The organism is Acinetobacter sp. YH16052, from assembly GCF_013417155.1.
GTDB lineage: Bacteria > Pseudomonadota > Gammaproteobacteria > Pseudomonadales > Moraxellaceae > Acinetobacter.
This window is the reverse complement of sequence record NZ_VPEO01000006.1, coordinates 108783-122781: the sequence shown is the minus strand read 5'-3', so window position 1 is coordinate 122781 and position 13999 is coordinate 108783. Positions and strand designations below refer to the sequence as shown.

The 13999-nt window shown below is 44.9% G+C and carries 13 protein-coding genes and 1 pseudogene; 5 read left to right on the top strand and 9 right to left on the bottom strand.

All coding sequences use genetic code 11. The features are described from left to right. The first annotated feature begins 55 nt into the window (after nt 1–55). Nucleotides 56–991, top strand: coding sequence for a cation diffusion facilitator family transporter (locus FTV42_RS06160; RefSeq protein ID WP_180038008.1), 936 nt, complete (start codon nt 56–58; stop codon nt 989–991). 408 nt (nt 992–1399) lie between these two features. Beyond that, nucleotides 1400–2455 (top strand): MBL fold metallo-hydrolase, encoded by a 1056-nt coding sequence (locus tag FTV42_RS06155; protein WP_180038006.1) that lies wholly within the window; start codon nt 1400–1402, stop codon nt 2453–2455. Nucleotides 2456–2497: 42 nt separating this feature from the next. Here the strand turns inward: FTV42_RS06155 and FTV42_RS06150 are convergent. The 3 genes and pseudogenes from FTV42_RS06150 to FTV42_RS06140 form a co-directional block, all read right to left on the bottom strand. Continuing rightward, a pseudogene (locus FTV42_RS06150) lies at nt 2498–2710 on the bottom strand (DoxX-like family protein); the annotation flags it as partial. Continuing rightward, nucleotides 2700–3143 (bottom strand): thiol-disulfide oxidoreductase DCC family protein, encoded by a 444-nt coding sequence (locus FTV42_RS06145; protein WP_180038004.1) that lies wholly within the window; start codon nt 3141–3143, stop codon nt 2700–2702. The pseudogene FTV42_RS06150 and the gene FTV42_RS06145, both read right to left, overlap by 11 nt. A 95-nt stretch (nt 3144–3238) precedes the next feature. Beyond that, nucleotides 3239–4759, bottom strand: a complete 1521-nt coding sequence (locus FTV42_RS06140) for a catalase (RefSeq protein ID WP_180038002.1) — start codon at nt 4757–4759, stop codon at nt 3239–3241. A 619-nt stretch (nt 4760–5378) separates the two neighbouring features. Here FTV42_RS06140 and FTV42_RS06135 point away from each other — a divergent pair. Then, entirely contained in the window at nt 5379–5558 is a 180-nt protein-coding gene (locus FTV42_RS06135) for a hypothetical protein (protein WP_180038000.1), read from the top strand. On the opposite strand, the gene FTV42_RS06130 is transcribed toward FTV42_RS06135, so the two are convergent. The 3 genes from FTV42_RS06130 to FTV42_RS06120 all read right to left on the bottom strand — a co-directional run bounded on the left by FTV42_RS06130 (nt 5555) and on the right by FTV42_RS06120 (nt 8967). Beyond that, a complete protein-coding gene (locus FTV42_RS06130; RefSeq protein ID WP_180037998.1) occupies nt 5555–6055 on the bottom strand; it encodes a hypothetical protein in 501 nt (166 codons plus the stop codon). The two genes, FTV42_RS06135 and FTV42_RS06130, sit on opposite strands and share 4 nt — an antisense overlap. Nucleotides 6056–6097: 42 nt before the next feature. Continuing rightward, nucleotides 6098–8395, bottom strand: coding sequence for a phosphoenolpyruvate--protein phosphotransferase (gene ptsP, locus FTV42_RS06125; protein WP_180037996.1), 2298 nt, complete (start codon nt 8393–8395; stop codon nt 6098–6100). Nucleotides 8396–8484: 89 nt separating this feature from the next. Further along, a complete protein-coding gene (locus FTV42_RS06120) occupies nt 8485–8967 on the bottom strand; it encodes an RNA pyrophosphohydrolase (protein WP_004278502.1) in 483 nt (160 codons plus the stop codon). 182 nt (nt 8968–9149) lie between these two features. On the opposite strand from FTV42_RS06120, the gene FTV42_RS06115 reads away from it, so the two are divergent. Beyond that, nucleotides 9150–9800 (top strand): HAD family phosphatase, encoded by a 651-nt coding sequence (locus tag FTV42_RS06115; protein ID WP_004729447.1) that lies wholly within the window; start codon nt 9150–9152, stop codon nt 9798–9800. 160 nt (nt 9801–9960) lie between these two features. After that, nucleotides 9961–10209 (top strand): DUF2789 family protein, encoded by a 249-nt coding sequence (locus tag FTV42_RS06110; protein WP_004278500.1) that lies wholly within the window; start codon nt 9961–9963, stop codon nt 10207–10209. A 44-nt stretch (nt 10210–10253) separates the two neighbouring features. Here FTV42_RS06110 and ovoA read toward each other — a convergent pair whose 3' ends face one another. The 3 genes from ovoA to FTV42_RS06095 form a co-directional block, all read right to left on the bottom strand. Then, nucleotides 10254–12428 (bottom strand): 5-histidylcysteine sulfoxide synthase, encoded by a 2175-nt coding sequence (gene ovoA, locus FTV42_RS06105; RefSeq protein ID WP_180037994.1) that lies wholly within the window; start codon nt 12426–12428, stop codon nt 10254–10256. Nucleotides 12429–12577: 149 nt separating this feature from the next. Further along, on the bottom strand, nt 12578–13453 hold the full coding sequence (locus FTV42_RS06100) for a LysR family transcriptional regulator (RefSeq protein WP_005107972.1): 876 nt from the start codon (nt 13451–13453) through the stop codon (nt 12578–12580). 190 nt (nt 13454–13643) lie between these two features. Next, nucleotides 13644–13880, bottom strand: coding sequence for a DUF2061 domain-containing protein (locus FTV42_RS06095; RefSeq protein WP_005107971.1), 237 nt, complete (start codon nt 13878–13880; stop codon nt 13644–13646). Nucleotides 13881–13999 lie beyond the last annotated feature (119 nt).

The window sequence follows — 13999 nt, the reverse complement described above, 5'->3', positions numbered from 1 at the left end:
ATTTTGATACATAAATCATTCAAGCTTGCACAAGCTTATTTAGGACAGTGTCAGGATGTCTGAATCCAATAAAATCGTAGTTTATGCAGCTCTATTTGGTAATCTGGCGATTGCGCTGGTTAAATTTGTTGCGTCCTATATAACCAATAGCTCTGCCATGTTCAGTGAAGCAATTCATTCGGTAGTGGATACCTTGAATGAAATTTTACTGCTGTATGGGATGAAAAAATTAGAAAAACCGGCAAATGCCAAACATCCTTTTGGTTATGGGCGTGAACTGTATTTTTGGGCTTTTATTGTGGCACTGATGGTTTTTGCCTTGGGTGCGATCGTGTCCATCTATCAAGGGATACAGCATATTCTTCAGCCTGAAGTCATGCGGGATCCATTGATCAATTATATTGTGCTGGGTCTGGCGATTCTTTTTGAAGGATTTTCATGGTCAGTGGCTTTAAAAACCTTTCGTAAACAAAAGGGAAATCTGGGATATTTTGAAGCATTTCGACACAGTAAAGATCCAACGACCTTTACCGTGTTATTTGAAGATACTGCCGCCCTGGTCGGTTTGGTGATTGCTCTGGTTGGTATTTTTCTGGCGCATCAACTGAATATTCCTGAATTGGACGGTGCCGCATCGATTTTAATTGGTATCGTGCTGGCAGTATCTGCCTGGTTTCTGGCACGTGAAACCAAAGGTTTGTTACTGGGTGAAACGGCAGATCCAAAACTGCGTGAAAATGTATTGAACATTGCTCAACAGGATACGGCCGTTTTCAGTGCCAATGGGGTATTGACTGAGCAGATGGGCGCTCAGCAAGTCATTGCATCATTGAGTCTGGAATTTAAAGATGATTTAACTTCTGATGAAATTGAAGCCTGTGTCAACCGGATCGAAGCGCAGATTAAACAGCTACATCCGGAAATTATTGCTTTATTTGTGAAGCCGCAAACCAAGGCTGTATGGCTGGAACGAACCCAAGGTCGTGTGTAAAGATCTAAGAATCATTTGAGGTTGGTATTTTGGCCTCAGCTTGCCTTTCTCGCACAATTGATGTGATGATACTGATGTATGGGGAATTCCATTATAAAATCATCAATGGACAGGCATGCTCTTTTGTTAGCATGAGCTTATAAATATTGAGTATCATTTTGTATTTTTAGACAGAAGGGCAAGAGCAATATTTTTCTAGATAATCCAAGGCTTCAGCCAGCCATAAGGCAGATGAAATGCCATTTTTTTGCTAAAAATAACAAAAACATACATGATTTTCTGTGACGGATTTCATACTATGTTGCAGTGTGCCTGTTTTTAGTTTGTATGCTCATTAAAAGATGCACCGCTTGACCATTTCAAGAGGTTGTTGTCTTGCATATAGCGAATAATAAATAGTGGATGTTTATGCAAGATCTTCTCAAAACTAAAAAATTCCAGTTAATCACGGAATCCAGTTGGAAACATCTCTGGTCTAAGCCAGTGTTTGAGTATCTGCATTCAGATCATTTCGACGGAAAACAGTTTCGTAATCTTGAGCATGCATCTCTATCGCGCGGTCGCTTTGATTTATATAAATGGCTCATTACCCGAAAATCTAAGACCTGGAATGTTAATCTTGACGAGGAACGTGCCGAGTTTTTTTCTCGTCCGCGCGCATTGCCACAGCAACGTCCAGATGCAGCTCTGGATGACTGGCAAGTCTGGTTTATTGGTCACGCCACCACATTAATTCAGATCGGCCCCTATAATTTCCTGACCGACCCGGTCTGGGCTGAATATGCCAGTCCATCGGCTTCCACAGGGCCGCAGCGGGTCATTCCGGCTGGCATTGCTCTGGATGAGTTACCCCAGATTGATGCTGTACTACTTAGCCATAACCATTATGATCATATGGATCTGGCCAGTCTGGAATGGCTGTACAACACTTTTGAGATGCCGATTTATACCGGTCTGGGTAATGCCTGGTATTTGCCAGAACATTATACCGTGCATGAAATGGACTGGTGGGAAAGTGCCTTTTTTGAAGAGATCCGGATTGTCTATACGCCGGCTCAACATGCCTCAGGGCGCGGCATGCGCGATCAGAACTGTGCACTTTGGGGAGGATTTTCTTTATTACATGGCAAGGAACATTGTTTTTTTGCCGGAGATAGTGGCTACGCCTCACATTTTAAAGAAATTCGTAAACGTCTGGGTGCACCGCGAATTGCCTTACTCCCGATAGGAGCGTATGAACCGCGTGAACTGATGCGCGCGATCCATATGAATCCGGAAGATGCCTTTCATGCCCATCATGACTTGCAGGCCAAATGTTCACTGGCGATTCATTACCGTACTTTTCAGCTCACGGATGAAAACCGGGATGCGCCGGAACATGAGTTGCATGAGATCATCAAGCATTCTTCCAAGTTGATTAATCCGTTTTATTGCATACGTGAAGGCAAACGAATTATTGTTTAAATATTTTACTCTGTTCCTGTTGGATGAGTTGAATGGCCACTACAGAAAGCATAAGCCAAATAGCATTTCACATCCTCCGGAAAGTCCAACCAAGACTTTGGCCAGTGCCAGCTCAAAACCCATATTTTGCCAAATGCTAATTTCAGCGGGTGATTGGAACAGAATTTTTGGAATGAGTCCCTGATAGAGCCATAGTATGACCAAAGTCAGCTGGATAGTACGCAGTGGTTGTAGGAATACAGGTTTAGGATTCACGAACAGCTTCTTCCAGAAAATGGCGTTTATTTTCGCTGGATGGAATCAGGCAATACTCGGTTTTACCAAATAGCTTGTAACGATTTAAAGCAATCACACGATACAGAAAGTCGCGGATAAAACGCGGAACCAAATAACCTGCGCTCATTAAATTAAAAGGAAAACCGAGATGCTGCAGTACTTTCAGCAAGGCAGTCGATTCGGTATAGAGTGTGCCATCTTGAATGACGAGCATCGTGGTGTAATGTTCAGTGGGCATCTGATAATGTTCGAGCAGAGCTGTACCTAAAGGCGATTGGGCGGAAACCAGTTTAAACTGAATCTTTTTATCGTATTTAATCAGAAACCGTGTCCAGCCATTGCAGATCACGCAAACAGCATCAAATAAAACGATGTCGTATTGTTGAATGATGTCTTCAATATTCGGATGCATTGTTGTAGTTCTTTTTGTGCCAGCTTGCTTCTATACTGCTTGATGCCGCAATAAAAAACCACCCGAAGGTGGTTTCTATACATGTCTAAACTGGCTTAGAGAAAGCTAGGCAAACCTTTGGCTGGATCGCTTTCACGTGCTGCTTGGGCATCTGCTACGGTCATGCCGAGTGCTTGTGCTACGCCTTCGCCGTAGGCTGGATCACAGCTATAACAGTTGCGGATGTGACGGTATTTGATGAAATCTAGCGCATCACCCATTGCTCCGGCCGTGTTATTAAACAGTGCCTGTTTCTGCTGATCATTCATCAGGTTGAACAGGGCACGGGGCTGACTGAAGTAGTCATTGTCATCTTCGCGGAAGTCCCAGAAATCGGCATCACCGGTGATTTTCAGTGGCGGTTCTCTGAATTCCGGTTGTTCCTGCCACTGGCTAAAACTGTTCGGCTCGTAATGTGGCAATGAACCATAGTTGCCATCCATACGGCCCTGACCATCACGGCGGTTCGAATGTACAGGACAGCGTGCAGCATTGACCGGAACCTGTGAATGATTCACGCCAACACGGTAACGCGCTGCATCGGCATAGTTCACTAAACGTGCCTGTAACATACGGTCCGGTGAGTAGCTGATACCCGGTACAAGATTGCTTGGTGCAAAGGCTGCTTGTTCTACATCCTGGAAATAGTTTTCCGGATTGCGGTTCAGTTCAAATTCACCGACTTCAATCAGTGGATAATCGCCTTTCGGCCAGACTTTGGTCAGGTCAAATGGATGATAAGGCACTGTTTCGGCTTCCAGTTCTGGCATGACCTGAACGTACATTTTCCATTTTGGATAGTCACCACGTTCGATGGCATCAAACAGGTCGGTCTGGCTGCTTTCACGGTCTTTAGCAATCAAGTCTGCAGCTTCAGCATCGGTCAGGTTCTGGATGCCTTGCTGGGTACGCATATGGAATTTTACCCAGAAGCGTTCATTTTTGGCATTGATAAAACTGAAGGTGTGACTGCCAAAACCATGCATATGACGGTAACCGGTCGGAATCCCGCGGTCGGACATGACAATGGTCACTTGATGCAAAGCTTCAGGCAAGAGTGTCCAGAAATCCCAGTTATTGGTGGCACTGCGCTTGTTGGTTTTCGGGTCACGTTTGACTGCTTTATTCAGGTCAGGGAACTTGCGGGCATCCCGCAGGAAAAATACCGGAGTATTGTTGCCGACCAGATCCCAGTTGCCTTCTTCAGTATAGAATTTTAAGGCAAAACCGCGAATATCACGTTCTGCATCGGCTGCGCCACGTTCACCTGCCACCGTTGAGAAACGCGCAAACATTTCGGTTTTTTTGCCGACTTCAGAGAAAATTTTAGCGCGGCTATATTGGGTAATATCATTGGTCACGGTAAAGGTACCGAAAGCACCTGAACCTTTGGCATGCATACGACGCTCTGGAATCACTTCGCGGACAAAGTTGGCCAGTTTTTCATTCAGCCATAAATCCTGGGCAAGCAAAGGTCCACGCGCACCTGCCGTCATACTGTTCTGGTTGTCGACCACAGGCGCACCAGCTTCAGTGGTCAGGTGGGTGACAGGGCATTTTTTAAAATCTTGGCTCATCTTTCCTCTCCAAGTTTTGAATATCTTATGTCGTTTACCTAGTATTCATAAAATATTGAGATATATGCTAATCAGATCAGGTTTCGCTATATTTACAATATCTTTAAATAAAGGGTGTTACAGCACAAAACGGAATTCAGGGTATAATTGAGTGAGCTCACTCAAAAAATATTTTTAAATTTAATAAAGTTTAAAATGTTGAAAATTAAATGGTTACTCTTAAAAAGTAACGGGTTTTCCACTCTGTGACAATATCAAATTCTATATATTTTGAATAACTCGAATAATGAATGGGATTAAACGAAAATAACAATATCTAAGTCGATAATATGTTTTTATCAAAGGATAAAAATAATAAGTGAATAGTATTGTTTAAAATAAATTTTATAACTGATTTATTTTAAACGTTTTTTTAATCGAGTTTTGTTGGGCTGAAGAAACCCATAAAAATAATGAATGAAATAAGGGTGTTTTCTGGCTATAACTCCCATTTTTGCATATAGAAAATCTTGGCTAAATGGGCTTTATTTTTGAAAAAGCATTGGCAAATATGCTTGAAAATTAGTCAGTCGGCCCTATAATTATCTCACTCCTTCCTCAAAATCACATAGAGAGTAAAATGGCCAAGAAAAAAACAGCCGAGCAGGTGGTGATCCACAATTTTGTGGCAAAACACATGCATGAAGTCAACAAAAGCCAGGTCTTTGTAGACCGAAAGAAAAATGCAAAACGTGGCTACAACAAGCACAGACAAGGGCGATATTCCATGGAAGATCGCCCTTTTTTAATGGCCGTTTAAGGTCTGTAAGGTGGCTGGGGACGACGTGGGGGCTGCTTAGGATTAGTTTTAACTGGAGAGAGCGGGGCGACAGGTCGGTTGTTACGAGTTTGCGAATATTGATTTGGATACCGGGATGATGTTGTCGATTCATCCGCGATTAAGTCATTAAAGAATTTATTGAGTTTGCTTTGCACTGGTGCTTTGTGGTGAGGGGAATGAGGCTGTGGTCTGGCCTGCTGAAAACTGGCAAATTGATCTTTTTGTTGGTGATAGAGTCTGGCAGCAATGACGGAGGGGTCATCTCTGCCTAAACGCCGCCGTTGCGATGCCGAAATTTCAATGCCCAATAATGGAGTCATTTTAGGCCGATCGGCATAGCTTGTTGCTCGATTGCTGGCGGGGCGTATATAAGATGAACCGGAATTATGAGCTTCTTTGCGGGCAGCCAAGGCCGGTGCAAGAATGACCACATAGAACACCGCAACAATCATGAACAGGATGACCAGAAATTCCATAACCACCTCTACCACTGTCGAGGGACTGGAAAAAGTCCCGTATTAGGCACTCACCATACGTGATGCTGATTTCACCATATCCCCTAAACCATGGGTTCTGAAATAATATTCTAACCAGCTTTTCACCATGAGTGGATTGTCCATTTTTAACACATGTGCCAGCAATTCTTGTGCATCACTCATCGGAACATGACAAATGGTTTTACGTACCCGTAAAATATTACTGGAACTCATCGACAGGGTATTAAAGCCCATGGCCATGAGCAAAACTGCAGACAGCGGATCGCCTGCCATTTCACCGCAGATACTGACCGGTTTTTCATTGCGATGACAGTCCTGCACCAGACGGGTTAAGGCACGAAGTACTGCTGGGTGTAAATGTGAATAGACATTGGCCACCCGCGGATTATTGCGGTCCACGGCCAACAGATATTGGGTTAGATCGTTGGAGCCGACCGAGAAGAAATCCACCAGTTCGGAAAATTCATCAATCTGATGTAGCACACTTGGCACTTCCACCATGATGCCGAGTTTTGGCTTGTTTACCTTGACCTGTTCTTCTTCCTGAATCGCCGCATGATCACGTTCTAGCAGGTAGAGCGCTTCCTCGACTTCGCTGACACTGGTCACCATCGGCAGCAGAATATGCAGGTTATTCAGCCCGATACTGGCCTTGAGCATGGCGCGAATCTGTGAAGAAAAAATTTCCGGATGATCCAGGGTAAAACGAATGCCGCGCCAGCCGAGTGCCGAATTTTCTTCTTCAATCGAGAAATACGGCAGGTCTTTGTCTGCACCAATGTCCAGCGTTCGCATCACTACCGGTTTGTTGGCAAAGTGACTAAGCTGCTGACGATAAATCGCACGTTGTTCTTCTTCGCCCGGGAAGCGGTCACGCAACATAAACGGAATTTCAGAACGGTATAAACCGACACCTTTGGCACCGCGCTGCACGCCACGCACCACATCAATCATCAGGCCGGTATTGACGTAGAGTTTGACCGCTACGCCATCCGGAGTAATCGCATCTTTGGTTTCGTACTGGCGCAAATCTTTGGCAATCTGTTCTTCTTCTTTTTGAATTTCTTTATAGCGACTGCGCAGGCGACGTGGCGGATTAATAAACACCCGCCCCTGATGTGCATCGACAATCATCTCGACATCATCGAGGGTATTGATTGGCAGTTCGGTTACACCGACTACGGTGGGAATGCCAAGGGCACGCGCCACGATCACCATATGCGAGTTCATGGCGCCTTCGGTAGTGACAATCGCGGCAATTTTATCCACGGGCAGTTCAACCAGTGCAGCCGTCGATATTTCCTCACCAATCAGAATACTTTCATCGGTCAATTCACGGTGACTGGCATCGGCTTCCTGTAAACGTGCCAGAATGCGGCGACCCAGATCTTTTAAGTCCGCCACTCGCTCACGTAAATAATCATCTTCCATCTGGGAAAATTGTGCCACATGATTGTCAATGACAATTCGCACGGCGCCTTGTGCCCAGTGACCTTCACGAATAAAGGCCTTGATTTCTGAAGGCAGGGCATTTTCATCCAGCATACGCAAAAACACGCTAAACAGTGCGCGTTCCTCGGCCATCAACGCATCCTGCATTTTGTCATCTAGCGACTGAATTTCTTCGCGGACTGAATTCAGGGCGTTATCTAATAGCTCCAGTTCTTCGCTAATGTCATCCGCTTCACGGTCAGGGACTGCGGCAAGATCTGCTGGCGGATAGAGAATCACTGCACGACCTAAGGCAATACCACCGGAGCCAGAAACTCCCTGAAAGGTTTTATAGGCGGGCAGGTTGCTTGGCTTACGGAATACATCGATATTGCCGACGGCATGGGCATGGGCGATGACGCCAGAAAGCTGCGCACAGAGTGTCACCAGAAAGGATTCAGCAGCTTCAGAAAAGTCCTGTGATTCTTTGTTCTGAACCACCAGCACACCCATCACCTTACGGCGATACATCACTGGCACACCGAGGAAGGAGTTATAAATTTCCTCACCGGTTTCAGGTAAAAACAGGAAGCGCTCGTGTTTAGGGGCATTGTCCAGATTGACAATTTCCTCACGCTGTCCAACCAGGCCCACCAGACCTTCGCCGGTCTGCAAAGACACATGGCCGACAGATTCTGCATTCAGGCCTTTAGACGCCATGAGCAGATAACGCTGATTGCGTTCATCGAGGAGGTAGATCGAGCAGACATCAACCTGCATGGCCTCGGCCACATGCTTGACCATAATGTCGAGTGATTCATGCAAACTGGTGGACGCATTGATCTCCTGAACAATACGTCTCAAGGTGTCCAGTTGCATATTCGACATAAGGTCTGCTCCGTCTATTCAGAATTTCAGTAATGAAGTTTATTTATAACAATAGCCGCGTAAAAAATCTGCATTATTTATGCGATTTTTTAAGGTTTTTGCTGGGGCAGTTGCTGACACAACTCCACCAAGGCTTTGCGGTAAACATCACGTTTGAAATTCACGACTTGACCGAGTGGGTACCAATAACTGACCCATTGCCATTGATCAAATTCGGGCGGATCAGACAGATTCAACTGAATATGCTGAACGGGGGCCGTGAGTTTGAGTAAAAACCACTTTTGTTTTTGACCGATACAGACCGGATCAGAGTCCGTACGAATGTATCGATGCGGCAAACGATAGCGCAACCAGCCTTTGGTTTGCGCGACTATCTGGACGTGTTCGGGCAATAAGCCAACTTCTTCTCTCAGCTCACGATAGAGTGCCTGCTCGGGGGTTTCTCCATATTGGATCCCGCCTTGTGGAAATTGCCATGCATTATGACCAATGCGTTTTGCCCATAAAACCTGTCCAGCATCGTTTGCCAAAATGATCCCGACATTCGGTCGGAAACCTTCAGAGTCGATCATTTGGCTACCTAAAAATTGTTTAATTTATGCCTTTGCCATCGGGGAGCATTATTTCGTTATCCAACTCGAAAAAAGCAAAGTTTAAAAATGTTAAAATTGCTATGATCTTAACGAATTTCTATCGACTAGCGGAGATAGATTTACAATTTTTTTCTTAAATTTCAGTTTTAACGAGTATTTTCATGAAATTGGCGCTATTTGATCTCGATCACACCTTGTTAAACACGGATTCGGATCATTCTTGGGGAGAGTTTCTGGTCAGTGAGGGCCTGGTCGATCCAGTTCAGCATCGCGCCATGAATGACAAGTTCTATGACGATTATAAAAAAGGTGAGCTGGATCCTTATGCCTATAATGAATTTGTGTTCCAGTTTCTAACCCAACATGACAATGATTATTTGATTGAATTACATCAACTGTTCATGCAAAAAGTCATTCGTCCACAAATGCGTCCTGAAGGTTTTAAAGCCATTGGGCGCCACCATGAAGCAGGGCATACCTTAGTGGGGATTACCGCGACTTCAGACTTTATTACCGCCCCCATTTTTCGTGAATTCGGAATTACTGAAATTATTGCCACCAATGCTGAAGTCATTGATGGTAAATATACTGGTAAAGTCATCAATACAGCGTGCTATCAGCAAGGCAAGTTGGTGCGTCTGGAACAATGGCTGGAGGGTCGCAATGTAACCGAGTCTTGGGCCTATTCAGATTCGATTAATGACCGTTTCTTGCTGGAATATGCGGATCATGCGATTGCAGTGAATCCGGATGATCGCTTGGAAACTCTAGCCCAAGAACAAGGCTGGGAAATACAGGACTGGTCGATCTAATCACTCCGAACTCATTGATGTGATTATTAAGTACAACTTCGGTTGTGCTTTTTATTTGCCTCATTTGAATATTAATGTTTTTTCATAGTCCGGCTGAATCAGACATGCTATGCTCGAAAAACAGGACATGATAACAATAGTAGATTCTGAGGTATGAGATATGACTCACGTTCGACCGCGTATGACACATCTGTTCCAACAGCTTGGCTTGGATGCCAGTGCAGAAGGTATTGAAACATTTATTCACGAGCATCAATTGCATAAAGATCTGACTTTACTGGATGCGCCGTATTGGTCAGAGGCACAACGTCAATTTTTAAGCGAGAAAATAGCATCTGATGGCGAATGGGCGATTGTGGTGGATCAACTCAATGAATCCTTACATGAAAATTCAACCAGTGAAGGATAGGATAAAAGCCAATCGCATGATTGGCTTTTTTGAGGTCTTCACTTTTAGCGAATCCTTTTCCAGAGGGTAACTTGTGACAGCGTGTGTTGATACTTTCTGGCCGTTTCCCGAATCACAAAAGGCACATCCTGGGGTTCGGCCACCAATTCAAAGTGCTGGGTTAAAATATTGGAAATACCTGCCAAGGTCGTAATATTTTCCCCATCCTGCCGAAAACCACCCAGCCATTCGCTACGCGCCGTATGTTCTTCCAGCCAGGTATAGGGCGAGCTCAACATTAAAATACCCCCCATATTGATACGCTCATGAATCTGCGCCAAAAAGTCTTTCGGATGGTGTAACCGGTCAATCAGATTCGCTGCCAGAATAAAATCATAACCACTAAAATGTGCTTTCAAGTTGCAGGCATCAGCCTGAAAAAGTTCTGTTTTCGACGCAAACTGATCCAAAGCAACATCTTCAAGTGAACAGCTTTTTTCTTCGCTTAATTCACCTTCTAGTGGCAGTTGATAACGTACCCTGTCGCCTTGGGCCAAATAAACTGCCTGCTGGATAAAGCGTGCTGAAAAGTCCAGACCGGTCACCTGATCAAAATAGTGTGCCAGTTCAAAGCTGGCGCGGCCGGTAGCACAGCCAATATCTAAGGCACGATGACATGGTGTTTGCTGAAAATAGGGTTGCGCCAGATGGACCAGTGTTTTGGCAAAATTGGTGACACCAAAATATTCGGGGCCGTACTGGAATTCCAGATATTGGGAGACCAGCTGGTCGCTTTCATAGTTCGAAGGGAAATGTTGCAGTGCCTGATCAGAGGCGACGTAGCGAAAACCGGCATGCTGGAAGAAATGCCGTCTGAAGGCATAGCGGGAACTATATAAAGCTTCATTGCCCGCCGAAATCCAGGAGCCACCTTTCATCAGGTTATGGCGACCGTCAAAGGTTGGTGTACTGAAATCATCATAAAGCGGATGCACCTGAAAACCCTGAAATGGATAGATCGAAGTTTCAGTCCACTGCCAGACATTGCCCTGAATATCATAAAAATCGCCCTGCTTGAAATGATCAACCGGACAGGAGCTGGTGCCGTATTTCAACTCGATATTGGCCTGTTCAGGACTTTGTAAATCTGGATCCAGGTCTGAAACGGCATACAGGCGATACCATTCATCTTCAGTCGGCAAGCGAATGGTTTTTCCAAGCTGTTGCGATTTCCACTGACAAAAGGCCTTGGCTTCATGATAATTCACTTCTACCGGCCAGTCCCAAGGCATCGGCACTTCTTCCAGCATCAGCCGCAGTGACCAGCCCAATTCAGTTTTGCGCCAGAAACAGGGATGAGCAGCTTGTGAAAACTGCAGCCAGCCTAGACCTTCTTCACTCCAGTAGTGTTCGGTCTGATAACCTTGTGCTTCGACAAAGGCCAGAAATTCCTGATTCGATACCAGATATTTGGAAGCTGCAAAAGCCGCTACCTGCGCTTCATGCTGGCCGTATTCATTGTCCCAGCCATAAAATGGATGGTTAAAATCTTTCTGTAGATGCACCTTACCTTCAGGCACATCCAGCAAACTATTATCCGGAGCCATGCCGGTAATGATATTGGCGCGCCACTGCGGATGCTGGCGTACATGTTCCAAAGCATGCTGGCGAATCAGCACGGAAGAAGTTTCCAGATGAATCCGTTCATGTTCGATGCCCATAATGACCGTCCACCACGGATTTTGCCAGTTTAAGGGCAGAGTCAGCGGAGCATGCTCAAGAATATTCAAAATCAGGGCACGTACCTGATGCCGATAATCACGGACTTCCTGCACACTGGGCCAGTCATAATGTACTTCGTCCAGGTCATCCCAGCTCATCTCGTCCACACCGATTGCAAAGATACTTTCAAAATGCGGATTTAAGCGTTCGCTAATTAGCTTGCTGAGCAGTAGTTTATTGACAAAAAAAGTGGCGGTATGCGCAAAATAAAAAATTAGCGGATGACGTAAAGTAATTGGTTTGATGAAAAAAGCATCTTCATGCTTGAGGCATTCAAACAGTTGCTCATAGGTGTCAAAGGTATTCAGGAAATATTCGCGCAGGCCGTGCCGGGCAGTCTGTTCATTGGCAAAATCAAGTGCCGGCGTGGGCAGCAGCATCGGTTTGGCCGAAAGCCATAGGCTGCTTGTATTGGTTTTGTCTTGAGAGTGGGATTTTAGGGGAGAATCGAGCTGCATCCGTCAGGCTCCATCGAATAGTTTAAGCATTCCTCTGCACTGCAAAAGAATGGAATTGTCTTAAAAATACTCGAAAGATATCGCCAGATGGGGTGTATTTAGGTAACAAAATGCTGCACCGTTTTGGATGCAGCATGTTCAGGAACAGCTTAAATAGACAGCGAGGCGCCTTGCATGAGCTGAACCAAAGCCTGTGCCGCTTTGGACTGCGTACGACCCGGATGCCAGACCATGCCCAAGCGACGGTTCATTTCCAGATTAATATCTAGTTGGTGAAGGTCATGATTGACCAAAGTTTTTGGCAGTACCGACCAGCCTAAGCCAATCGATACCAGCATCCGGATTGATTCCAGCGGATTATTGCTCATACTGACTTTCGGTTTAATACCCTGTTTTTCAAATTCGGCCAAAGTAATTTGCGAGGTATAGGTCTGTGATGATGGCAACAGGCTTGGATAGTCGAGCAAATCTTCCAGACACAGATTTTTTTGCTGTGCCAGCGGATGAAACGGTGCCACCACAAAGACCAGAGGATCATTCCAGATGGTTACGTAATTCAGACGCGCATCACCACGGGGCGGCAAGGTTAAAAATGCCAGTTCAAGATCGCCGGCAATTACCTGTTCATGTGCTTGCTCGGAATCAACAAAATGCACATCCAGGGTCACGTCCGGATATTCCTGGACATAATGGCGCAAATGACTCGGCAGATGATGTAGGCCGATATGATGGCTGGTACCAATTTTTAGTTTGCCCTGTACCTGACCCTGTTCATGGCTCAAGGTATAATGAATATCACCGAGTTCATTCAGCCAGTTTTTCACTTTAGGCAACAGCGAATGCGCCGCGTGGGTGGCCTGTACGCCACGTCCGGCAGATTCAAACAGCTTGACCCCAAAGTATTCTTCCAGACTGTGAATACGTTTGGTGACAGCAGGCTGGGTAATGAAGAGCTGATCTGCGGCCAAAGAAATCGAACCGGTTTCCATGACTTTCACGAAGGCTTCAAAGGCTGCGAGATTCATCTTAATCACCTATAAAGAATTTTTATGTGTAAATCTATTATTGTTATATTTTAAGAATAAATCAAAGTAAAATTACCTTATCTATGTTGCAGTGCTGAATTACTATACATTTTCAAAGCCTTAGAATTTTAAAAACTAAAAAAGACCACCTTTAAGGGCAGTCTTTCATCAGGAACCTCGACCGAAGAATTTAGACGGTAATGTCCTCATTCTGCTGTTGGTTATTACGCTCCCAGATTTTTTCATGGAAGAAGAAAGCAACTGCCTGTACCGTTGGCTCTAATAAACTTAAGGCAATGGCCATCGTCAAACTGCCGGTCACCAAGTAACCCACAATCATCGCCACAGTAATGTGCATAATGTAGTAGCTGAAGGTTTTTTTGAACATGCGCTGGTTGTTGTCTACGAAGCGTTGAATATGTGCCATGTCGAAGTTCCTCAAAATCATCATTTCTGTCGATGAAGAAATAATAATAATTCTCATTTAATTTGTAAAAGCGAATATTTTTTATAAATCAATCGGAAAATTAGATTTATGACAATATA